Source organism: Abiotrophia defectiva ATCC 49176, from assembly GCF_000160075.2.
GTDB lineage: Bacteria > Bacillota > Bacilli > Lactobacillales > Aerococcaceae > Abiotrophia > Abiotrophia defectiva.
On sequence record NZ_KI535340.1, the window covers coordinates 876,168 to 900,862 of the forward strand.

The window sequence follows — 24,695 nt, forward strand, 5'->3', positions numbered from 1 at the left end:
GGTCACCTCGGCTAGCCAATCCAAGCGCCATTGGCTGCATTTGGATCTGCTGCTAAGAGATGGAGTTGGCCGTCCTGTTCAGAGGATAAGATCATCCCCTGGCTGACATAGCCCATCATCTTACGCGGCTTGAGGTTAGAGACGATGCAGACCTTACGGCCGATCAATTCTTCCGGATTTGGATAGAATTTAGCAATCCCAGATAGAATTTGACGATGAGCCTTATCACCTGCATCCAGACGGAAGCGCAATAGTTTATTAGATCCCTTGACTGGTTGAACATCTAGGACCTCTGCCACCTTCATCTCAATCTTCAAGAAGTCATCGAATTCAGCTTCGGCTACTTCACGGTGAACCAATTCAGTGGCTTCTGGATCCCAGTTAGGGTCGTCAACCTTGGCTTGGCTAGCACCTGGCTTGCCAGCTGCCATAGCTTCCTGAATATAGGTCACTTCTGCCTCTGCATCCAAGCGTGGGAAGATTGGAGTCCCCTTAGCCACTACGCTTGCGCCTGCTGGGAAGGCCCCATAGACTAATTGCGTGAAGTCTAAATCCATTTGGTCGCTCAAGCCTAATTGCTCGAAAATCTTAGCTGGCGCTTGGGTCATGAATGGACGTGACAAATGGGCCACTAGGCGTAAAGCCTCTGCTAAATGGTTCATGACAGAACGTAGTTGACCTAGGGTCGCTTCTTCCTTAACTAAGACCCAAGGCATGGTTTCATCGATATACTTGTTGGTACGGGACACAATGTCCATGACATGGCTTAAGGCTGCGCTTAGGCTCATAGCATCCATGGCTTGATAGTAGGCCGCTATTTGCTCCTTAACATAAGCATCATAGTCGGCATCCACTGCTGTCGCTTCTAAGCCTTCGGTTGGCACTTGGCCTTGGAAATACTTGTTCATCATAGCAACCGTCCGGTTGAGCAGGTTCCCCAAGTCATTGGCTAATTCTGAGTTGACTAATTGGACAAAGCCTTCTGGCGTGAATACCGCATCGTTACCAACACCCATTTCATGCAAGAGATAGAAACGAGTGGCATCCAAGCCATAACGTTCTACCAAGGTCTCTGGATAGATGACATTCCCCTTAGACTTGGACATCTTACCTTCCTTCATGAGGTACCAGCCGTGAGCGAAAATCTTCTTAGGCAAAGGCAAGCCCAAGGCCATGAGAATGGTTGGCCAGTAAATCATGTGGAAACGGGAAATATCCTTACCAATAACATGGGCATCTGCTGGCCAGTACTTATTGTAACGGCTAGTATCGTCAGAACCGTAACCTAGCGCCGTAATATAGTTCAAGAGCGCGTCAATCCAGACATAGATGACATGCTTAGGATTGGACTTAACCGGCACCCCCCAGGTGAAGGTAGTACGAGACACCGCCAAATCTTCCAAACCTGGTTTGATGAAGTTATTGATCATTTCGGTCTTACGGAAGGCAGGCTCTAAGAAATCAGCATGATCTTCATAGTATTGCACCAGGCGGTCTGCATACTTGCTCATACGGAAGAAGTAAGACTCTTCCTTAACCAAGGTTACTTCGTTACCAGTTGGGGCAACCCCACCTGTCACATTCCCATCTGCATCGCGGTAAACTTCAACCAATTGATTCTCGGTGAAGAATTCTTCGTCGCTGACGGAGTACCAACCGCTATACTCGCCTAGATAGATGTCATCTTGGGCTAGGAGTTGCTCAAAGGCATCTTGCACAGCCTTCTCATGGTAGTCATCCGTAGTCCGAATAAAGTGTGAATAGTCAATATCTAATAGAGCCCAAAGCTTCTTAATGATGTCGGCCATCTCGTCGACATATTGCTTAGGACTCACTCCTAGGCCCTCAGCTGTCCGTTCAATCTTCTGACCGTGCTCATCGGTCCCAGTTAGGAAGAAAGCATCGAAGCCTTGTAGACGCTTATAGCGCGTCATAGCGTCGCAGGCTAAAGTGGAGTAGGAGTTACCGATATGTAACTTACCACTTGGGTAGTAGATCGGCGTTGTAATATAATAGGTAGGTTTTTGCGTGGTCACGAATGAGTGCCCCTTTCTATTTCTTCAAATTACTTCTATTATAACATAATTGTAGATTCCTGACAGTAGGAAAAGGTTTCTGCAATAAATTAAGAAGCCATCTACCTGTGATAGATGACTTCTTTTTTAGATTACGCCTATTTTTCGATGGTGTTTCTTACATAGTTTTGCAGATACCCATAGTAATTGTTTTGATATAGCGTCTTAACTGTGATGAACATTGGAAATTCTATTTTAGAGGTATCACATTGCATCAATTCTGGTCTGCGCTTAGGTTTGAATAGTTTAAATCCTAACTTTTCATAAAACTGTACACTATCATCAACAGCTTCTAAGTAAATAATCTCGACTCCCGCGTAAAAGCTTATAACCGCAACACTTTGAAAAACTTCTCCCATCATAACCTTACCATACCCTTTATGATGGTATTTTTCATCAATTGCAAAATAAGCTAAGTTGACGTACGGTCGCTGAATTAAGCATTGTTCTTCAGTATTTTTAACTTCTAGTTCACCAACAACCAATGTATAGAAGCCTAATAATTCTCGTTTCTTTAATAGCAAAAATGTTGCCGCTCGATTATCTATGTCAAACTGTCTAGCTTGAAAAACCAAAAAGTCATTGATATTCTGATTGCCACAATTAAATCTTCTAAGCTCTTGCTCGTTGATTAATGCAGAACCTATCGGGACCAAATCCAGTTTTTCCATTATCTCTTCACATCAGAATCGCGCTTTACCACGATTTTTCTGCTACCTTCCCCATGAATAACTTGCTCGATATTAATTTTCTCATCTGCAGAAGAAAGCAGTTTTTTTAGTATCGAAAACTCTTTTTTATTTTCCACTTGAACTTTCGCATTCATTACTATCCCTACCATGTTACTTCCTCCTTATAGACTACTAGTATTTAGTATTATATCACTGCTTTAAGATTTCTACAAGATTAATTTGGTGTTTTATAGACAAAAACAAGCCTCCCCTAGGGGAGGCTTGTTTAGGACTCATGTCAGATTAGGCGTCTTGACGCTTTCTGAAGGTCAGGTACCCACCTGCAAGGGTCATGAGGAACCCAGCGAGGATTGCACCGATGTTGGTTACTTCACCAGTTGCTGGCAATTCTGGACCAGGGTTAGCTGGTGGAATTGAGATGGTTGGTGGAGTTGGTGGTGTTTGTGGTGGGGTTGGTGGAGTGTAAGGTTTGACGTACACAATGTTGGTTACTTCAGGTGTGTGGTCAAACTCTACAGTCGCTTTGTTAGGTACATAGCCGTTGTTCGGATCAGCTAAGTATTCCTTACGTGCGCGATCAATGTCAGTAATCGTTGCGTAGATTACAAGACGGATGTTGCGACCTTCTAGGAGTTTCAAGACATACTCGTTGGTGATTTCGAAGGTTACTTGGTTACCTACTACTTTGAGTTCACCTAACTTAGCAATAGACTCATCAGTCAATTCGCCGGTAACTTTGTTACGGTTTTCGATTGCTTCGTTGAAGTCCTTGATTGCTTGGTATTTCTTACCTTTCTCTGCATCAAGTGAGTCTTTCCCATCTTCGTACTCTTTGATTTGTTCTTTGAGTTCTTTGATGAGTTTTTCGAACCCTTTGACGCGTTCAGCAATTTGCTCTGGAGTCTCTTCTTGACCTTCTGGAGTCAATTGACTCGTGATCACAGAGTTATCGCCTGCTACTGCTTGGGCAGCGGCACGAGCAGATTCGAGTTGAGCGGTCAAGCTTTGAACAGCGGCATTAGCTTCTGCTTGAGCAGCTGATGCTGCTTCTACTTGAGCTTGTAAGTTAGCACGAACTTCTGCTTGATCTTCAGGAGTTGCAGCTAATTGTTCGTTCAAGCCAGCGAGAGCTTGCGCTTTTTCTTGTGCTGTTGCTTGAGCAGCAGCTAATTGACCTTCTAGTTCTGCTACACGTGCATTTTGAAGTGCTGGGTCAACGGTAGGCTCTGAAGCAACTGGGGCTGCTGAAGATGATTCGCTAGAAGATGCGGCATCTTCACCTTTCAGTTTCTTGAGTTTCTTCTCGTTGTCTTCCAACTTGTCTTTGAGTTCTTTGAGTTCAGGGAGAGCTTGGTCCATATCCACCTTCTCGCTGTCGATCTTGACGCTTGCACGTTGAACGCCTAATACGGATTCAAGTACGTCAGTAATCTTCATTTGTTTGTGGAAGGAGTTAGCAGGAATGAAATCTTGCTTAGCCTTGACTTCATAACGGAATACTTCGTTTTCTGATTGAAGTTCAAGTCTGTTATCCGCATCAGGAGTTGTACCTGACTCGGTGTAAATTTCCTTCTGACCAGGAGGTGTGGTTGGAGGGCCTGGAGGTGTAACCGGAACGATGTTGGAATCTTTTTGAAGCTTAGGATCGTTGTTGATCATGTAGCTTGCCTTGTTCGGTACACTTGGAGTGCCGCTCGTGTTATATAGAGTGAGGTCTGCACCGTCACGGATCTTCGCTTTGAACTTAATTTGGATTGGCGCGTTGGCGTTAGCCTTCACGAATTCCTTACTAAATTGAACGAAGAGGTATTGACCATCTTGGACAACTTGGTAGTCAGTGTCTGCAAGTGGTGCGAAGTTAGCAGATACTTCTGCTTGACCAACGAATTCCAATACTGGCTCGAGGGTATCACTTACGTTGAAGGCATGAGCGTTCGTAGGAACAGCTGTTGTAATCGTGTAGGTGAATTCTTCGTTAACAGCTTTCAATTGGTATGCGTCTTGGTCGTTGACAGCCTTGGTGATGTTTGGTTCATCTGGCTTGGTTGGTGGTACAACCGGTACTTCGTTAGAATCCTTCACTAAGTCAGGATTGTTGTTGATGATGTATTGAGCCTTGTTCGGTACACGAGGGTCTTCTTGACCAGTCATGTAAGGTGTCAAATCAGCATCTTCTTTAATCTTGGCTTTGAATTCAATGTGTACTGGCTTACCAGCGTTTGAGGTCACTTCTTCTTGAGTCAAGGCAACACGGATGGTTTGACCCATGATCGTGATGTGGCTATTGTCTAAGACTTGACCGTTAAGGGTTGCAACTACTTGATCTTTGTCTACAAACTCAAGGACTGGTTCTAACTTATCGAGGACTGCGAAGGCAGTAGCAGCAGTTGGAACAACTGTGTCTAAGGAGTAAGTGAAGACTTCTTCCTTAGCCGTCAAGTAAGCAGAATCTGCGTCGTTGACTTTCTTCTCTAGATCAGGAGTGGTTGGTGGTGGTGTTACAGGCACTTCGTTAGAATCCTTGCGGATGTTTGGATCGTTGTTGATCATGTAAGACGCCTTGTTAGGAATCTTAATGTTGCCTGGTTCACCTGCATTGCCAACGATGTAAGGGTTGAGGTTAGCCCCCGCCTTAATCTTAGCCTTGAAGGTTACGTTAACTGGCTTGCCGTGAAGGTTAATTGCTTGTTCCTTAGACAAGTTGACAGTTAAGGTTTGACCGCTTGTTTGAACATCGGTAATAGCTTGGCCATCTACCGTTGCAGTTGGCGTATCTACAAATTCGAGTACATCTACCAAGGTATCGGTTACCGTGAAGGCAGTCGCGTTCATTGGTACAGTGGTATCGATGGTGTAGGTGAAGGTTTCGTCATGGGAAGCAAGCATTGCTTCGTAGGCGTTGTTAACCTTCTTCTCGATGTCAGGAGTGGTTGGTGGTGGTGTTACTGTTACAGGTTCAGAATCCTTATGGATCTTAGGATTATTGTCGATGTCGTATGACGCACGGTTAGGTACGCGGACACCATCAGCAGTGATGTGTGGTGTTAAGTCTGCATCGGCCTTAATCTTAGCCTTGAATTCTACTGTGACAGCCTTACCGAACTTGTTGACAACTTGAGTCTTAGCCAAGTTGACTTTCAAGGTTTGACCTTCAATCTTCACGTCGGTAATGGCTTCGCCGTCTACTGTTGCAGTCACGCTGCTTGCGTCGCCTACGAATTCGAGGGCGTCTACCAAGGTATCGGTGATACCGAAGACAGTAGCGTTCTCTGGAACAGTGGTATTGATAGTGTAGGTGAAGACTTCGTCGCTCTTAGCTAGGTCAGCGTGGACTTGGCCGTTAACCTTCTTCTCAATATCAGGCGTGGTTGGTGGTGGTGTTACTGGTACAATGTTCGATTCTTTGCTGATGTTAGGGTTGTTGTTAACCGTGTATTGAGCCTTGTTCGGTACCTTGACGCCATCTTCGGTCAGGTAAGGACTCACGTTCAAGTTAGCATCTGCCTTAATCTTAGCAGTGAATTCAATGTGTACTGGTTTACCGTGGAGTTTGACTGCTTGTTCTTGTGTCAAGTTGACGGTCAAGAGGTCGCCTTCAATCTTCACATCAGTGATTGCTTGATTATCAACAGTTGCCTTAACGCTAGATGCATTACCTGCAAATTCAAGTGCAGGATCCAGTTTATCGGTTACTGTGAAGGCAATCGCGTTATCCGGTACAGTTGTGTCGAGGGTGTAAGTGAAGACTTCGTCGCGTTTGCCGAGGAGTTCTTCAAGCTTGTTGTTAACCTTCTTCTCGATGTCCGGAGTGGTTGGTGGTGGTGTTACCGTTACAGGTTCGGTATCTTTATGAAGTTTTGGATCATTGTTGATATCGTAGCCTGCTTGGTTAGGAACTTTGACGCCATCAGCAGTAATGTGTGGTGTCAAGTCTGCATCGGCTTTAATCTTAGCCTTGAATTCAACCTTGACTGCCTTGCCAAACTTGTTCAATACTTGTTGCTTGTCTAAGTCAACAGACAGTTTTTGCCCTTCAATCTTCACATTGGTGATAGTTTCGCCGTCTACTGTTGCTACGACTGCGGAAGCATCGCCTACGAATTCTAGAGCGTCTACTAGGGTATCAGTAATACCGAAGACAGTTGCGTTCTCTGGAACTGTAGTTTCAATGGTGTAAGTAAACTCTTCGTCACGAGCACCTAAGTCTACATGAGCTTGGCCATTTACTTTCTTAGAAATATCAGGGGTGGTTGGTGGTGGCGTTACTGGTACTTCATTAGAATCCTTGGTGATGTCAGGATTGTTGTTGATCATGTAGTTGGCCTTGTTAGGAATCTTGACGCCATCATTAGTAATGTAGGCAGCAAGGCTCGCGCCAGCTTTGATCTTAGCCTTGAAGGTTACCTTCACGCTCTTGCCTGGGTTCTTGGTTACTTGGTCTTGGGTTAATTTCACTACTAAGCGTTTAGTATCTTGTTCTTCAGAACCAACAGTCTTCTTAGCGTCAACTGTTTCGACACTTGCTTCGCTAGTTACATCTTTACCATCCAATTCAACGGTCGCAGTGCCATCGAATTCCAATACTGGTTCGAGGGTATCGCCGATTTCGAACATGTAGGCATTGTTTGGTACCTGAGTTTCGAGAGTGTAAGTGAAGGACTCTTCGCGTGTTGCTAAGTTAGCGCTGAAGTCGTTGTTAACTTTCTTCTCGATATCTGGTGTGCTTGGTGGTGGGGTAACTGTTACAGTGTTAGAGTCAACATCTGGACGATGGTTGACGCTGTAACGCGCCTTGTTAGGTACACGGGTTACGCCATCAGTTGCATCAATGTATGGAGCTAATTGAGCTGGGGTCAAACCTGCCTTAAGCTTAGCTTGGAAGGTTACTGTTACAGCTTTCTTAGCGTTATTGATTGCTTGTGCTTCGGTCAATTCCACTTTAAGCGTGCTAGTTGCTGCGTCGAAGGTTACTTGACTTGCAGCGATTGCATCGTCACCTAACTTAGCTTCAACTGTGCTTACGTCACCCGCAAGTTCGAGGACAGGATCCAAGGTATCGCTGACTGCAAAGGCAGTTGCGTTAGCTGGAACAACAGTTTGAATCTTATAAGTAAATGGTGATTCTTGAGTTTCAAGAGTTTCTGCTTGCTTATCGTTAACAGTCTTCTCAATCTTCTCTTCGCTTGGTGGTGGTGTTACGGTTACTGGGCTAGACTCTTTCTTGAATTCGTTGTTGATCAAGTATTGAGCCGTGTTAGGCACCTTAATTTCACCGTTAACGATGTAGGCACTGAGGTTAGCCCCTTGTCTGATCTTAGCCTTGAATTCAACATGGACAGCTTGGCCAGGTTTCTTAGATGCTTGATCTTGAGACAAGTTGACAGTCAGTACTTGACCGTTGATTTGTACATCAGTGATTGCTTCGCCACCAACTGTTGCAGTAACAGCGGTTGCGTCGCCCACGAATTCCAACTCAGCCTTGAGTTCATCGGTGATAGTGAAGGTAGCAGCGTTTGTAGGTACTACTGTGTCAATGGTGTAGGTGAATTCAGCTTCTGGCGTTGCCAATTGCTCATCAACCTTACCGTTAACCTTCTTGTCGAGATCTGGTTGAGAAGGTGGTGGTGTGATATGTACGGTGTTAGAGTCTTTCTCTGGTTGATGGTTGACACTGTATTTAGCAGTGTTAGGAACCATGATGACGTTGTTGTCAATGTAGCCAGAGAGGTCTGAGCCTGGGCGAACTTTGGCGTTGAAGCTCAAGTGGAGAACTTTGTCTGCGTTGTTGAGAGCTTCTTCTTCAGTCAAGGTCACAGTCACTTTGCCAGCAGTGTCATCTTTGACAATGTGGTCTGCGCTGAGGTCCTTGCCATCCAAGGTCGCTGTTGCTTCGCCGTCGAATTGTAATTCAGGCACGAGGGTGTCACTTACATAGAAGGCAGTTGCGTTCTTAGGAACCGTTACGTCAACAGTGTAGTTGAAGACTTGGTCAGCCGCATCTAGTTTCTTGTAGTGAGCGCCGTCAACTTTCTTCTCAATGGTTGTTTCAGTTGGCGGTGGAGTTACCGTTACACGGTTAGAATCCTTGTCGAATTCTGGTTTGTTGTTGATGTGGTAGGTTGCCTTGTTAGGTACCTTGATGACGCCATTTTCTACGTAGTTACGTAAGTCAGCATTGTCACGAATCCGTGCTTGGAAGGTGAGTTTAACTGGCTTCTTAGCCATCGCAGCTTGTTCTGGAGTCAAGTTCACAGTCAACAATTGGTCTTGAATCGTGATTTGGCTTGCGTCGATAGCAGTACCGTCTACAGTTGCAGATGGTGTGCCTTCGAATTGCAAGACAGGATCTAATTGGTCGGTGATGTTGAAGACAGTTGCATTTTCAGGAACAGAAGTTTCAACAGTGTAAGTGAAGACTTCGTTTTCTGCATTCAATGTGTAGTCATCAACGTCGTTAACCTTCTTAGTGATGTCAGGACGGGTTGGTGGTGGCGTTACCGTTACTGGCTCAGATTCCTTACGCATGTTAGGTTGGTCGCTGAGGTCGATACGGTAAGCTGCCTTGTTAGGTACGCGAGTCACGCCATCAGTTTGAGAAATGTATGGCTTCAATTCTTCTAAGGTTACGCCTTCTTTGAAGCGAGCCTTGAAGGTGATGCTTACCTTCTTACCAGCTTTAGCTTGTACTTGTTCACGAGACAAGGTCACAGTCAAGAGACGGTCAACCGTTGTCACGTTAGTAATCGCTTCGCCATCAACAGTTGCTTCAACTGGAGTGCTACTGAATTGAAGAACTGGCTCGATTGTATCGGTCACTTCAAATTCAGTTGCGTTTGTAGGAACGAGGGTTTCTACCTTGTAAGTGAATTCTTCTTCTGGCGTTAATACGTCATAGTGAGTTGTGTCATTTACAGTCTTAGTGATTTCTGGCGTTGTAGGTGGTGGTGTTACCGTTACTGGTTTAGACTTCACCTTCAAGTCAGGGTTGTCATTAATATGGTAAGAACCTTCGTTAGGAACCTTGGTGCGGCCATCTGTCTTATCGATGTACTTGTCTAAGTTTGCGTTCTCACGGATCTTAGCCTTGAATTCGATATGGATTGCCTTACCAGCGTTCTTCAAGACTTCTTCTGCAGTGAATTTCACGCTCAAGGTTTGACCTGTCTTGGTGATTTCACCAGCGGTTTGGACGCCGTCGACTGTTGCCACTACGTCGCCTGTACCAAAGTCTAATTCGTCTACTAAAGTATCGGTTACTGTCATAGCCGTAATGTTACGTGGCATTTCAGTATCGAGTTTGTAGGTGAATTCTTCGCCGTCAGCCTTCAATTGATAGCTTTCTGCATCGTTAACAGTTTTCTTCAAGTCTGGCTTGGTTGGCGGAGGAGTTACTGTTACAGTGTTAGATTCAACATCTGGAACGTTAGGAATGTTGACACCATAAGATGCCTTGTTAGGCACGCGTTCAGTGCCGTCTTCTGCGGTCGTGTAGCTAGACAAGTCCGCATCTGCCTTGATAGCAGCTTTGAAGGTTACAACTACTTCTTTTTCAGCTGATTTCAAGACTTCTTCTTGAGTTAAGGCTACCGTTACGACTTGACGGTCGCCGTCAGCTTCGACCTTGATTTGGTCAGCAGCGATTGCCTTGCCATCTAAGGTTGCTGTTACATTGCCTTTAACTTCTAAGACTGGTTCAAGACGGTCAGTTACCTTGAATTCAGTGATGTTGCGTGGAACCTTGGTCTTAACAACATATTCGAATTCTTCAGCCTTGTCATTGAGTTGGGCATGTTCTGCACCATTGACAGTCTTAGTGATTGGTGGAGTGGTTGGTGGTGGCGTTACTGTTACTGGTTCTGATTCCTTGAAGATGTTCGGATCATCGTTAACGATGTACTTCGCGGTGTTAGGAACTTTCTCAGTGTTGTCATCTGCGGTACGATAGTCTGTTAAGTCTGCGTTAGCGCGGATGATTGCCTTAAATTCAACGTGAACTGGTTTGCCAGCTTTAACAGCTTCGTCACGAGTGAATTTGACAGTCAAGGTTTGACCGTTCTTAGTGATTTCACCAGCAGTTTGTACGCCATCTACGGTTGCAATCACGTCGCCAGAACCGAAGTCTAAAACAGGTTTGAGTTCATCAGTTACAGTGAAGGCTGTTGCGTTTTGTGGGATGGTTGTATCAATCTTATAGGTGAATTCTTCGCCGGCAGCTTGTAATTGGTAATGACTTGCATCATTAACCGTCTTAGTGATAGCTGGCGTTGATGGTGGAGGCGTTACAGTGACTGGATCAGATTCAACTTCTGGCTTGTTGTCTACTTGGAAGGAAGCCTTGTTAGGAACCTTAACAGTAGGGTCAGCAGCTGAAGAGTAAGCAGAGAGATCTGCATTGTCCTTGATCTTAGCATTGAATTGTACGTGAACTGGTTTTTCAGCGTTCTTCAATACTTGTTCTTCAGTCAAGGTAACCGTAATCTTCTGACGAGTCTTGCCGTCTACGTCCACATCTTCAATTGTGATTTGGCTTGATGGAATTTCAGTACCATCGATGTTAGCAGTGACTGAACCGTCTACTTGTAAGACATGTTCCAAAGTATCCAATACGCGGAATGCCTTAGCATTACGTGGAACTGTGGTGTCAATCTTATAGGTAAATGGAGTGGTTGCAGTTGCTAATTGATCTGCCGCCTTGTCATTAACTGTCTTCTTGATAGCAGGAGTTGATGGTGGTGGCGTTACGGTAACCGGCTTGGTTTCTTTCTCAAGTTTAGGGTTATCGTTGATTTGGAATTTAGCTGTGTTAGGAACTTTTTCAGTGCCGTCTTCAGCAGAGCGGTAAGCTTCTAAGTTAGCACCGTCAACAATCTTAGCTTGGAATTCTACGTGGACTGGTTTGTCTTGGTAGTCTTTCAATTCTTGTTCGTTGAGGGTTACAGTTAAAGTCTTACCAGATACAGTGATTTGGCTAGCCGCGATTTGGTGGCCGTCAACTGTTGCTGTTGCAGTCCCTACAAATTCGAGAACGTCTTTGAGTTCGTCGGTGATCTTGAAGGCAGTTGCGTTGAACGGAACCTTGGTGTCGATCTTGTAGGTGAATGGCTCTTCTGGAGTTGCTAATTGATAATGCTCTACGTCATTAACTGTCTTCGAAATATCTGGAGTGGTTGGTGGTGGTGTTACAGTTACCGGTGGGGTCGGTGGTGTTTCACGAGGCACCCCGCCATCAGCAGGATTATTATAGTAGACAGTTGCTTGGTTAGGAATCTTCTTATCAGTAACGCCATCTTTTACTTTGGCTGGGATTACTAATTCGATTTCTGTACCAGCTGTCAAGTTAGCGAATTGGCCGGCCTTGACTTCAGCTGTTACGGTGTTGGTTGCTGCATCGTAAGTTACAGTGAACTTGTCAGCATTCGGCCCTTCAATATGAGCTGATTGGCCAGGTTGTAATTCAAGGCGGTTATCTAAGGTATCTTTGAAGCCCCATTGCGTGTAGTTTTCAATGTTACCTGGTAATTTAGCCTTGATGTTGTAAGTGTAGGCATTTTCTTCTGCACTTGGGATCACCAAGTCATCGAGGTTACCATTAATCTTCTTAGTTGGGCCTGATGGTGGTGGTGTTACGGTAACAGGTGGTGTGGTGATTTCTTTTGGATCACCTGTTGCATTTTGCTTGTTGTAAAGCACTGTCGCCGTGTTAGGAATCTTAGCTGAAGTTTCGCCATCCTTAATCTTAGCTGGGATGACTAATTCAACTACAGACTTGCCTGCGATTTGGCCAAAGGCATCAGACTTCATAGTTGCAGTGATGGTGCGAGTTGCTGCATCGTATGCCACGTCGAAGTACTTAGCGTCTTCACCTTTAATAGAAGGTTGTTGACCAGCTTGCAATTCTAAACGCTCATCAAGGACATCCTTAATTACGTAAGTACCATAGTCACGGATGTTACCTGGCAAGGTAGTCTTGATGTTGTAGTTGTATCTGTTTTCTTCCCATGATGGGATGTAGAGGTCGTCTAAGGTATCGTTAATCTTCTTAGCGATTGCTGGCTCGTCCGGAGTAACCGTTACAACTTCTGACTTCTTAGGAGCCTTGTTGTCGAGCGTTACGCTAGCATCGTTAGGAATCTTAACTACGCCGTTAGCATCCTTGAAGCGATCAAGGTTGGCATCTTGGCGGATCTTAGCCTTGATTTGGATGTGGATTTCGGCTGGACCTAGGTTACCCTTGTTAGCACGGTTGATGGTGTTGTTGAGGGTACGTGTAATGTCCGCTTTATTTACCTGCATGGTAACCTTGTTGCCGCTGACTGAGATAAACTTCTCGAGCGCTTTAACTGGTTTACCGTTAACCATTACTTCAATGTCATGACCGTGTGGTTTGGCACCGCTCTTGACTACTTCTAGTTCAGGTACTAATTCATCTTCTACTAAGAACTTGTCAGCAAGGCCTGGCCATGCCACCTTAACATCGTAGTAGTATTCGTCGTCGCGTAATGGTAAGTCATAGTGCTCGGCACCTTGTTCTACCGTTTGGCTAGCGCCACGAACCTTCTTAGTAATAGTCGTTTCGGTTGGTGGTACTACGAAGACGCTGTTAGAACGACGAACGTTGGTACCTTCAGAGTCAGGAGTGTTAGACTCCCCGTTCCACATGATTTGACCTTGGTTCAAGACCCCAAGACCATCGTTTTCTTGAAGGATCTTAATGTATTCCTTCTGGTTAACATCAAATGGATATTGATCGTTGAAGCGCGCCTTGATGTGGAGTTGGTAACGTGCCCACTTGTGGCCACCCCATTCCCCTTCATTGACGCTCTCAGTCTTAATACCTGGCTTCTTAGGAATATCCGCAATAACGGTGGTTCCCATGTTACCTTCTTGGTCGGCTTCTTGAACCTGACGAATCGTGAAGTCGTCGAGACGGTTACCATTCATGTCAGTTACATAAGCTTCTTGTACTAAGAGACGGTAGTTAACACGGTCAACCAAGATTGGGTTTTTCTTGAAGTTCAACGGCGCGTTGTTCATACGGTAAGTAACCGTATATTCGAATGGCTCGTGAACTGTGCCTAAGTTAGCCGCATAGGCTTTCTTATAGGTAATGATTGGGTCATCGATTTGACCTTGGTCATTACTTGCATCGCCATCAGTGATGGTCTTAGAAAGTGATGGGTAACAGTAGGACAGGTCATTAACTTTGACTGTTTGTTTGTCTTTAGAACCAATTTGGGTTGTGCTGTATTCCCCAACAGAGAATTTACCTACCAATTGACCGACTTCACGTTCAACTTCACTTGGTGTATAGTCGTCACCTGGTTCTTCTTCTTCATCTTCATTGGTCGGTGGTGCAGTTTCGGTACGCACTAATTCATAGTCGAATTTGTTAGACCCTGGGTTGAAGGCCGCATCCGGAACAGAAATCTTAACGTTGTTACCTTCCTGCGTTACTGTACCACGGATTTCTTTTTCTTTATCAGTGACTGTTTCTACAATTTTCTTGCCGTTAATGGAGACACTCTTAACCTTGTAGCCATCCGTGATGGTGAAGTCACCTTTTACGTCTTCCTTAACTAAGGCAGCCCCTACCGATTCAAGGACCTTGTTAGCGAAGACATTGATATCATTTTGTTCGTTAACATAGAAGGTAGCATTCTTCCCGTTAACAACTTTGTCTGGTGAGGCCATGCTACGCAAGGTGGTAGAGAAGATTTCTTGTACCGAACGGTTGTCACCGAAGTTAACGTTGGTATGACCAAAACCTTCCTTATAAGTACGCCCATATTGACCGTTCCCGGTGAAGCCTTTTACATCTTCCCAGAAACCAATAACGACTGAACCTTCAGGACCAACTGCTGCTTTGAGTTGTTCCCCAGCGCGCTTTAATTCTTCTGCACGAGCTAAGATATTTTGGCTGGCTTCCATATAGAGCCAGTCTTCTGTCAAGTTCCAGTCACGCATCAATTGATACATGCGGGCACCACTATATTCGATGGCAACTTTACCATTGGCAAGGCGTTTCCCGTTGGCTACCCCGTCAGTGATCAGAAGGAAGACTGTCTTACGACCATTTTCCATCCCACCTTGGGAGGCTTGAACTTGTGAACTATAACGAGTCATGATGTCTTCCAAGGCTGGTACTGTTGGTGTACCACCTTCGGTTACCATATTGTTGATGAAGTCTTGAATTTCACTCGGATTGTTAGACAAGCTTGTGTTATTGATTCGATAGGAGGTTCCATCATATTTTTCGTAGACTGGATTGTCTGTAAAGTTACTATCAGGGTTATAACCCGGATAGGCACGACGCCATGAGTCATAGACGCTGCTAGTATCCCAACGGTCATAAGTGACCTTTCCGTCTAACCCTTGGAAGGTTGCAACCATGACACGGTCAGTGGTCTTAGGGTTGTCAGTGAAGACCAGACGTGGATGATCTGGATCGTATTGGGTCGATGGCACTGGTGTAGTCAATTCGCGCAAGGCGTTTTGGACGCCACCAATGGTGTTCTTGAAGGAACCAGATGTATCCTGCAGAATAACCAAGTCAATTGGCTTCCGTGGTACGGACCATTCGGTATCTTGCGTTTTGTTGATGAAGAGGTCACACCCATCCTGACGAATGGTAGTCTGACTATCTCCTGACTGAATTTCTCGAACATTGTTATTGTTCTGCGCATGCACTACATGCCCTGGTTGAATGAGGCCTTGAAATACCGACAAGACCATCATTAACACGAACAGTATCGAGAAACCCTTTCTAAGATTTTCTTTGTGCTTCATTATTTATATCCCCTCTTTCTAAATATTAGAACATCCTTGCGATGTTATCTAAATTAGTGGGGTCCTTGTCATAATCAACAAGGACTTTTCACTAATTAATGGTCACGAGCCAAAATTAACATCGCTACGTCGTTCTAATGAAGCTACATTAATTTTGTTTGCGGCGGAATAAAGCTACCACTGCGGAGGCAAACATCATCATGATCCCCATGAGGAATGTAACATTTTGAGATTCGCCTGTCTTAGGTAATTTCTTACCTTCGTCTTTCTTGCCAGGTTTCTTACCATTTTGACCTGGGTCATTGCTTGATGTGCTTGATGATGATTCTGAGCTTGATCCATTTGAAGCTACTGAACTTGATGATGAAGATTCAGAGCTTGATGAGCTTGATGCTGCTGAACTTGATGATGAAGACTCAGAGCTTGATGAGCTTGATGCCGCTGAACTTGATGATGAAGACTCAGAGCTTGATGAGCTTGACGCTGCTGAACTTGATGATGAAGACTCAGAGCTTGATGAGCTTGATGCTGCTGAACTTGATGATGAAGATTCTGAGCTTGATGAGCTTGATGCTGCTGAACTTGATGATGAAGACTCAGAGCTTGATGAGCTTGACGCTTCGGAGCTTGATGATGAAGATTCAGAGCTTGATTGGCTTGACGCTTCTTCTTTAGTCCCAACTAAGATTACTTCATCTACTGGTTGAACTGTGGTTTCGCGTTTCACTTCTTTTTCAGAGCCAGCTACTAAGCCATCCTTACCTTCTAGGTATTCATAGGTGATGGTTTCTTGACCTTTGACACCTTGAGTTTCAGTATTGGTCTCGCCCTTAGCCAAAGTTGGATCTTCTTTTCTAACGGTCTTGAAGTCCACTTCCTTAGTTTCAGTACGAGTACGTTTTACTGGTTTTACGCCATGTAAGACAACACGCGCCACAGGTTGAGTGGTAACAGCATCGCCAATCACTTTGCGTGTACCTGGGATTTCAACGCCGTCTTTGTCTGCATACCATTCTTCAGTGATGGTGCGCACCCCTGGTGTCCCTTCGGTCTCAATTTGAGTTTGACCTAGGTCTAATTGGTCGCTATCTTTATTAACGATATCGAAGGCCACTGTTTCAGTGCGGACATTCTCACGACGAGTACGTTCTGGTACTACAGGCTCTTCCTTAGTCCCAATTTCGATGATTTCATCAACTGCTGCCTGAAGGATTTCCGTGTTCTTCACTTGTTTGTTGGTTTGAACGCCGTCAGTGAGGGTGATGGTATAGGTTACCTTCTTCTTACCTTTGACCCCTGGACGCACTGTGTTCTTCACGCCTTTGGCTAAGTTAGCGTTTTGTTGAGTTTGAGTACCATATGGAATCTCTGACTCTTCTGAGATTTCTTGGGTCGTTACAACTGGGCGCGTCCCAACCAAGGTTACTTCTGCCACAGGCTCAACCGTTACTTCGGAGCCTACTAATTCTCTGGTTGCCTCTTCACGCGCACCGTTAATTACTTTATAACGATAAGTTTTAGTGAGGACACCCTTCTTACCTGGCGTTTTGAGTTGTGTCTTACCTTTGTCGAGTTGATCCGTTTCTTCTGTTTTCTTCTCGAATGGAATTTCTTCCACTTCTTTGACGTTTTCTGTCGTTACAACGTCTCTGGTACCGTGGCGTTCAACTTGAGTTACAGGTTCAACTGTACGCTCACGTTTCTTCTCTTTACGAGTATTAGCTTGGCGAACGCCATCGTGATATTCCACGGTGTAAGTGATGGTCAAGGTCCCTTTCTTCCCTGGGACGTCAATCTCGGTCACACCTTTATCTAAATTATCGTCTTTAATTACCTTGGTGCTAAAGTCGATATCCATTGTTTCGGATTCCTCTTTGATTTCAACCTTAGGACCTTGTTGTGGGAAAGGTTCTGGTAATGGAGTTTCACCTAAGAGCTTGGCTACTTCCTTGTTATACAATTCAGTAAGGCGTTGGAGCTCTTTCTTGTTCTTGATAGTTTTGTTGATGATTGGGTTGAGTTTCTTTTGCCCTTCATCTTTGGCGAACTGAGCTGCGTCCTTAGCACCAGCTTCATCTTCACCATCGTTAAGTGCCGCTTGATAAGCATCCTTGATGTCTTTGATGACTTGTTCTGCTGCCTTGATTGCTGCGAGGTCTACTGCATCTGGCAATTCTTCGTCGTCTGGCGCAGATTGATCTTCTTGCGCATAGACTGCTGGAGTTGCTTGATGCTGAAGAACTTCGCTAACTGGGAATGATGCCGCGACTAAACCTGATAAGGCTACGACATTCAATAACTTTTTCTTCAATTCTTGGGTCATTGTGTATCTCTCCTGACTTGTAAAATTGTATTTCCTTCTATTGAATAGAGAACTTTGACAAGTATCTCCCGGCTATAATGCCTGGCGACGCTTGCCGCCCATTTGAACCGCGAACGCCGACTCACGTTTCAAACGGTCTTGATCATAATAAACAGATTGCTTAGCTTGCGCTAACCTAAACGATAACTCGCCCCCCTATTATTGTTTCAGTGCTCGCCATGCTCAGCATGGTCTACTTATTATTACGCAGCTTAGGTCCCCCTATACGGCTTTGCCGCTACGCTACTGCCAATGAATCCCTATCCAATGCTCAAATGCTTGTGTCGGATTTGGCCGGAGCAAGATCCGCAATTTCAAAAAAATAATTTTTTGAGCTCTTTTAAGCATAGATTTGCATTATTAGCTATCCCCTATTTTACCACACAGGGCAAGGATTGTATACATTCTAAGTTGTCTAAATCACAGATTTTTTACGATTTTCTTACGTTTTTGCTCACTTTGATCCCGTTACCATAAAAATTCTCTAAATTCAGCCGCCCTCGTCTTCTTGTTTTTTCTTTATATTTATAATGATTATTCTTTGCATCCTTTCATGAAAATTCGCTTTTGCCACACTTGTGTTACAATATTGAAATATATAATCGAAAAATCCTACCTTATTCATCTTTTTTTCAAGACAGCTCCACATTTTAGCCTTTACGTTCAAGCTTTTTAGCTTAAGAATCGTTCGTATCTTTTATCTACCTGTCACTTAGCTGTTACAGTCTGTTTGTCTGCTCTAAGTCATACTTATCATATAACGCACTAAATTTCCAAACAATGCGCGACGCTTGTCGTCTAGCTTATGACTAGACAATTTATACTTTATTGCTTCCAACCCTGTGGGTCCTTGTGTTTTATTACATGTAATAAGTCTCTGAACCATCCTAAATAGCTTGGGGCCTAAACGTTTGGTCTCATAAAGCCCAAAAAGAGACCAGGAGCAAGTCCCAGTCTCTCGTTTGACTTATTTACTTATTGTATTAATCAGGCTGATTATAGGTGTAGGTAGCCCTTGATTAGGTCTTCAATCTTCTTCATTTCAGTCTTGATGTCTGCATCGTTAACAACGATGTTTTCCAAGGCTAATTCTGAATCAGAGAAGACTTTAGCAGAACCTTCATAGATTGGATCCGTAAAGCCGTACTCTAATTCGTCAGATGCTGCCTTAACAAGTGGGTTTTCTTTGACATAGTTAGTCCAGATTTCTGAGTTAGTCCCAGACTTAGTGATTGGTAGGTAACCAGTCTTAGATGCCCAAGTTGCAGTGTTCTCCGCCTTGAGGAGGAAGGACATGAAGGCTACAGCCCCTGCTTTTTCTTCATCAGAAGCATCTTCGAAGACCCCTAAGTCGTTCCCTGCTAAGAGGGTCATTTGCTTGCCTTGACCGAAGGTTGGGACTGGCGCAGTGGTAATGTTGATACCTGATTCTTGCACACCCTTGACTACGTAAGGTAAGCCCGCAGATGAGCCAATGTAGATTGCAGAACCGCCAGCTGCGAATGGACCTGACATGTACTTGTCTTCACCGGCCAAACGTGCTGAACCGTCTTTGACCATGTCTTTGATAAATTGGATAGGTTCGATGGCTTTGTCAGAAGTGAGGTCAACTGTCTTCAAGTCGTCAGAAACCCAAGTTGCGCCGTTTTGGCGAGCCATAGTTTCCACTTCGATAGATAGACCATTTTCCAAACCTAAGGCTGGCTTATCAACGCCTTTTTCTTTGAGGGCAGCTGCTAATTCTTTGACTTCAGCCCAAGTCTTAGGTACTTCTTTACCTGCTTGTTTGAGCATGTCTTGGTTAACGAACATGAGACGTACAGATTTAGAAAATGGTAATGCGTAAATCTTGTCTTCAACGGTTACGCCTTTTAAGAAACCTGGGTAGATGTCCTTCTTAAGTTCTTCAGTGAAGCCATTGTCAGCAGTTAAGAATTCATCTAATGGAGCTAAGAGCCCTTCTGACTTGAAGCCAGAGAAGCTAGAAGCAGTTAATTGGGTCATGGTTGGTAGGTCGCCAGAAGCAGCCGCCGCCATCACCCCTTGTTGTAGGGCTTTGTAGTTCCCTTGGCTAGTTTCTTCAACTTCATACTTATCTTGAGATTCGTTGAAGGCCTTAACGAGTCGGGTTAATTCCTCAGCGTGAGGACCGTTCATTGCATGCCAGAAAGTTACTTTAACCTTGTCAGCAGCCTGAGCAGATGGTGCGTAAGCACTGAATGCTAAGACTACTGTGAGTAATAATGCGAAAAGCACTTTGATTTTTTTCACTAGATGTTACCTCCAAATAGTTAATGGGAAAGCATTGAGGGGCTAGCCCTTCAAGCCAGAACGTGAAATACCTTGAATAATGTATTTCTGCAACAATAAGTAAATAATCACCATTGGCAAGATTACCAGGGTCGACGCCGCCATCAAGAGTTCGAATTGGGTGCCGGCTTCAGTGGTAAAGGCTTGGAGTCCAACAGGTAAAGTCCGTAATTCAGGCGCCGAGTTGGTGACGATCATTGGCCAGAGGAAGGAGTTCCATGACCCGATGACCTTGAGAATCATCACGGCGATAATGGACGATTTAGACAGGGGCACAACCATTTCCCAGAGGAATTGCCAGTCGCTGGCGCCATCCGTCTTGGCAGCATAGTAGAGCTCGTCTGGAATCGTCTGAATGTTTTGCTTCAAGGTGAAGACCGAGAAGACAGAGGCGAACCAAGGAATAATCAAGGCCCAGTAGGTGTTGACTAATTTCCAACTTGACAAGGTCACGAAGTTTGGAATGGTCATCAATTCCCCTGGCACCATCATGGTTGCCAATAAGAGTAAGAAGAGGATGTCTTTACCCCAGAATTTGAGCTTAGCGAAGGCATAAGCTGCCAAGATTGAGGTGAAGAGTTCCCCGGCGGTCGTCACGGTTGTGACAAAGACCGAGTTAAGGAAGTAGCGGCCGAATGGGGCTTTCTCCAGGGCTTGGCCATAGTTGGAGAAGAGCCAGTTCCGTGGCAGCCAGGTTGGCGGTACGGAGATTGCTTCGGGCCCGGACTTCAGACTGGTCGCCACCATCCAGTAGAATGGCAGGATCATGACCAGCGCGCCCAAGGTCAAGATGACATAGAGCAGAATGGTTTGAATACGTTTTGTGCGTGCCATGTCTTAACCTCCCCGCTTCTCGAAGTATTTGTTGCCTATGTTCTGGAAGACGGTAATAATGAGGACAATGGCGAAGAGGATAATCCCGGTCGCAGCTGCCATCCCGTAGTTAAATTGAACATAGAACTGATCGAAGAGATAGTAGACAACGGTCATGGCTGAACCACCTGGTCCAGGACGCCCATTGAAGAGAGCGAAGACTTCATCGAAGACCTTGAAGCCATTGATGATGCCGACCGTTGACAAGAGGAAGAGGGTTGGCCGCAAGAGCGGCAAGGTAATATTGGTGAATCTCTTCCAGGCATTGGCCCCATCAACTTGAGCTGCCTTGTAGTAGGTCTCGTTAATGTTGCCCAAGCCGACCAAGGTCAGCAGAATATTGAAGCCCAGACTCTTCCAGACTGCCATGATAATGACAGCCGTCATGGCTGTCTTAGGATCATTGAGCCAGTTGATACGGTCAATCCCTACTAAACCTAAGAGATAGTTGAGTAACCCGTACTCTGAGTGATAGAGCCAAGACCAAACCACGGAGATGGCCACCGTTGAGGTAACGAATGGCAAGAAGTAGGCGGTTCGGAAGAGGCCTTTGAGAAAGGGAATCTGATTGAGCAAGACCGCTACTGTAACTGAGATTGTGATGGAACAGAGCACCACCCAGAAAACATAGGTTGCCGTATTTTGTAGCGCTAGGTAGAACTTTTGGTCCGCCAGAATCTTCTGGAAGTTATCCAGAGACCAGACCACTGGCTTGTTCTTAGTAATATTCCGCAACTTGTAGTTCTCGTAGAAACTCATCATGAAGGAGCGGATAATCGGAATAATGGTGAAGGTTGTCATGAACACCAAGGCCGGCGCTAAATAGAGTAGGGCCTGGAGGCTACTCTTGAGAGTAGGTTTGCGGTTCATCTAGCCCTCACGCTCGCTTTCTGACAGAATGCGACGTTGGTCTTCTTGGAAGAAGAGTAGGCGTTCAGCTGGTACTTGCAAGTAGATTTCTTGGTCTACTTCTAAGTCACCTTCTAAGTTGGAAACCACGAAGCGGTCGCCTTCCCATTCCAAGTGAACGGTAATATCCTTACCTACTGCTTCCACACGGACTACTTTCCCGCGGACTAGGTAGTTATCCGCCGTCCCCAGACGGAAGTGCTCGGAACGAACCCCGATGGTCGCCCAGTTCAATTCCGCGAAGGCACTGTTAGGGTTAAGAGCGGCAGAGCTCTTGGCAAAGGTGTTGATAATTGGTGACCCGATGAAGCGTGCCACGAAGAGGTTGCTTGGTGTTTGGTAGAGGCTGACTGGGTCCGCTACTTGTTGAATCTCGCCTTTTTCTAAGACCATGACGCTGTCCGCGATAGACAAAGCTTCTTCTTGGTCGTGGGTAACGAAGACGGTAGTAACACCGGTCTCTTGTTGGATACGGCGAATTTCTTCGCGCATCTCAATCCGGAGGCGAGCGTCTAAGTTAGACAAAGGCTCGTCCATAAGTAGGATGGAAGGTGATTTGGCCATAGCCCGGCTGATGGCCACCCGTTGCTGTTGTCCCCCTGACAACTGGCGTGGGTACTTATCTAGCTGGTCTTGAATTTGCGTTAGTTTTGCCATTTCGATGGCACGTTCACGGCGCTCAGCTTTTGGCATTTTTTCCATTTTGAGCGGGAACATGATGTTTTCCAAGACTGTCAAGTGTGGATAGAGGGCATAGGATTGGAAGACTAAGCCTACCCGACGTTTGACTGGGTCTAATTTAGTTACATCTTTATCGTCGAAGAAAATCTTACCTGATGTTGCGTTCAGTAACCCTGAAATTAAGTATAATGTTGTAGATTTACCACAGCCAGAAGGTCCTAAGAAGGAAATAAGTTGCTGGCTAGGCAATGTAAAATTAATCCGGTCCAAGACAGTCTTCTGTTCAAACTGCATGGTCACGTCTTCAAATCTAACTTGCACGTTGATTCTCCTCATTTTTGTCAGTCTTAATAAGTGCTTGGGAGCTTAATGCTCTAGCATGAATTATAGCATAAATCGCATCATATTTCCCTCAATTTTTGCGTTTTTCATGCTATTCTAATAAAAGCTTTTTTAGTCAGCTAGGCTCTTAATTTGGTCAGCCGAATAAGTGGTATCTAGGCTTGGCAACCATGGGGTCAGCCCTAAATCAACTAAGGCTTCTGCATAACGTTCTGGCTTAAAGCTGTGCCATGGCACAACTAGTTTAGCACCTACCACATAGTTGACCAAGCAGAGGTCTTGAGTAGAAGCGTGGCCAGACACATGGCCATGATAGAATTGCCAACCTGCTTTGACGATGCCTTCCAACCAAGGTTGGTAACGCGCATCATAAGCTCCTAGCGGCACCCCGTTGGAGTGAATGTAGATACCTTCCGATAGGCTGAAGATATAATCATGGTGTTGTTCATAGTCGACTTGGACAGCGTATTGAGCAGGTGCTGCCTGCACTTGGTCCCAGGTCAAGACATCTTGAACTGGCAGCTTGCTGTCGCCATCCCAGTTGATGGTTGCCAAGGCTGCCTCTGGTGCCATGTAAGGCCGCAAGAGACGGTAGTAGTTAGGCTCTAAGACCAGAGTCCGTCCTGCACGATTGAGCGCTTGCGCCATATAGACTAGACGTTCAATATTTTGTGGATAGACGTTAAGCGCCACTAACTGATTGCCAGCTTGCGCAACCACTTGGGTAAAGTCCTTGAGGAACTTGGCTTCGTTGCCTGCTGAAATTGAGGCTACGCGAGCAGCCAAGTCCTCTGGCAGCTGCATCCGATCATCGCGTGATCCTGGGTCAAAGCTGAAGGTCGTCCCTTCAACTAAGAAGAGGTCAGGCTGGAAGTCCCGGGCTTTTTGCGCCCAGTGTAAGACGCGTTCTGGATGGAAACCAGTTAAACGGAAGTCACCAGAGTTAACCACCTTAAGGTCTGGCCCGGTGATGAAGATGCTAGCTGCCCCAATGGTGTCATGGTCGCTGACCACAAACTCAATCGTAAAAGGCCCAAATTGGAAAGGCACCTCTGATTGAACGGCTTGCCAATTGACCTTGAAATCAGGCAACAAGCCGTCGCTTGCTAGACGTTGGTAGAAGGAAACACTGTCTTCTAAGGCATAGATGGGTAGGTCCTCAGGCAACTGACCGAAGCCCCCAATATGGTCTAGATGGAGGTGGGATAGGCAGACGATGGTCTTCATATCGGTCTCCTCATAGCTTGCCAGGTCACTTGCGCCTAGTTGTTGGCGGGTGTAGAGGCCATCAATGGCCGGCAGATGCCCCTTTTCTAGCAGGCTTGGGGTCAAGTCGACTTGCTTCAATTCTTCCAAGCTCGCTCCAAATAAAGCGCCAAAATCTGTCAGAATACGGTAGTTACCCGCTTCTAGACTGACAATATTACCACCTATGGTATCAAGTCCTCCCCAAAATCTTACCTGGGTCGTGATTTCTTGTGTCATGTTGTCTGTCTCCTTCATTGCATTTTGTGCCACAGTCCATCATACCACCAAAAGCCCCCCTGTCGCAAGTCTTGGGGAAAGGTTCTCAGGTTGCGGGCACCAACTTGTTAACAGGTCAGCACTCGGTCGCCTGACACTTAGGAGCATAACAAAACCCCGCCTCCTTCTAGTCAAGGGGCG

The 24,695-nt window shown here is 45.4% G+C and carries 10 protein-coding genes; all 10 read right to left on the reverse strand.

Going from position 1 to position 24,695, the window contains the following annotated elements:
* Positions 1-11: 11 nt before the first annotated feature.
* Positions 12-2,036: a methionine--tRNA ligase gene (gene metG / locus GCWU000182_RS04035; protein ID WP_035364054.1), complete on the reverse strand. Its 2,025-nt coding sequence runs from the start codon at positions 2,034-2,036 to the stop codon at positions 12-14.
* 137 nt (positions 2,037-2,173) lie between these two features.
* The gene (locus tag GCWU000182_RS04040; protein ID WP_023391492.1) at positions 2,174-2,746 is read right to left on the reverse strand and encodes a GNAT family N-acetyltransferase; all 573 of its coding nucleotides are present in this window, start codon (positions 2,744-2,746) and stop codon (positions 2,174-2,176) included.
* The gene (locus tag GCWU000182_RS10170) at positions 2,746-2,916 is read right to left on the reverse strand and encodes a hypothetical protein (RefSeq protein ID WP_023391493.1); all 171 of its coding nucleotides are present in this window, start codon (positions 2,914-2,916) and stop codon (positions 2,746-2,748) included. Before GCWU000182_RS10170 ends, GCWU000182_RS04040 begins: the two co-directional genes overlap by 1 nt.
* Positions 2,917-3,049: 133 nt before the next feature.
* Positions 3,050-15,553: an isopeptide-forming domain-containing fimbrial protein gene (locus GCWU000182_RS10175; protein ID WP_023391494.1), complete on the reverse strand. Its 12,504-nt coding sequence runs from the start codon at positions 15,551-15,553 to the stop codon at positions 3,050-3,052.
* Between the two features lie 148 nt (positions 15,554-15,701).
* Positions 15,702-17,876, reverse strand: coding sequence for an LPXTG cell wall anchor domain-containing protein (locus tag GCWU000182_RS04050; RefSeq protein WP_023391495.1), 2,175 nt, complete (start codon positions 17,874-17,876; stop codon positions 15,702-15,704).
* A gap of 1,035 nt (positions 17,877-18,911) precedes the next feature.
* The gene (locus tag GCWU000182_RS04055; RefSeq protein WP_023391497.1) at positions 18,912-20,186 is read right to left on the reverse strand and encodes an ABC transporter substrate-binding protein; all 1,275 of its coding nucleotides are present in this window, start codon (positions 20,184-20,186) and stop codon (positions 18,912-18,914) included.
* Between the two features lie 42 nt (positions 20,187-20,228).
* A complete protein-coding gene (locus GCWU000182_RS04060) occupies positions 20,229-21,059 on the reverse strand; it encodes a carbohydrate ABC transporter permease (RefSeq protein ID WP_023391498.1) in 831 nt (276 codons plus the stop codon).
* 3 nt (positions 21,060-21,062) lie between these two features.
* Positions 21,063-21,968 carry a carbohydrate ABC transporter permease gene (locus GCWU000182_RS04065; protein ID WP_023391499.1) on the reverse strand — a complete coding sequence of 302 codons (906 nt, stop codon included), beginning with the start codon at positions 21,966-21,968 and terminating at the stop codon, positions 21,063-21,065.
* The gene (locus GCWU000182_RS04070; protein ID WP_035364056.1) at positions 21,969-23,009 is read right to left on the reverse strand and encodes an ABC transporter ATP-binding protein; all 1,041 of its coding nucleotides are present in this window, start codon (positions 23,007-23,009) and stop codon (positions 21,969-21,971) included.
* Between the two features lie 132 nt (positions 23,010-23,141).
* Positions 23,142-24,515, reverse strand: a complete 1,374-nt coding sequence (locus GCWU000182_RS04075; RefSeq protein ID WP_035364057.1) for an MBL fold metallo-hydrolase — start codon at positions 24,513-24,515, stop codon at positions 23,142-23,144.
* Between the last annotated feature and the right edge of the window lie 180 nt (positions 24,516-24,695).

Coding starts and splice junctions, on each gene's coding strand:
- GCWU000182_RS04040 (WP_023391492.1), bottom strand. CDS start 2,746: ATGGAAAAACTGGATTTGGTCCCGATAGGTTCTGCATTAATCAACGAG.
- GCWU000182_RS10170 (WP_023391493.1), bottom strand. CDS start 2,916: ATGGTAGGGATAGTAATGAATGCGAAAGTTCAAGTGGAAAATAAAAAA.
- GCWU000182_RS10175 (WP_023391494.1), bottom strand. CDS start 15,553: ATGAAGCACAAAGAAAATCTTAGAAAGGGTTTCTCGATACTGTTCGTG.
- GCWU000182_RS04050 (WP_023391495.1), bottom strand. CDS start 17,876: ATGACCCAAGAATTGAAGAAAAAGTTATTGAATGTCGTAGCCTTATCA.
- GCWU000182_RS04060 (WP_023391498.1), bottom strand. CDS start 21,059: ATGGCACGCACAAAACGTATTCAAACCATTCTGCTCTATGTCATCTTG.
- GCWU000182_RS04065 (WP_023391499.1), bottom strand. CDS start 21,968: ATGAACCGCAAACCTACTCTCAAGAGTAGCCTCCAGGCCCTACTCTAT.
- GCWU000182_RS04075 (WP_035364057.1), bottom strand. CDS start 24,515: ATGACACAAGAAATCACGACCCAGGTAAGATTTTGGGGAGGACTTGAT.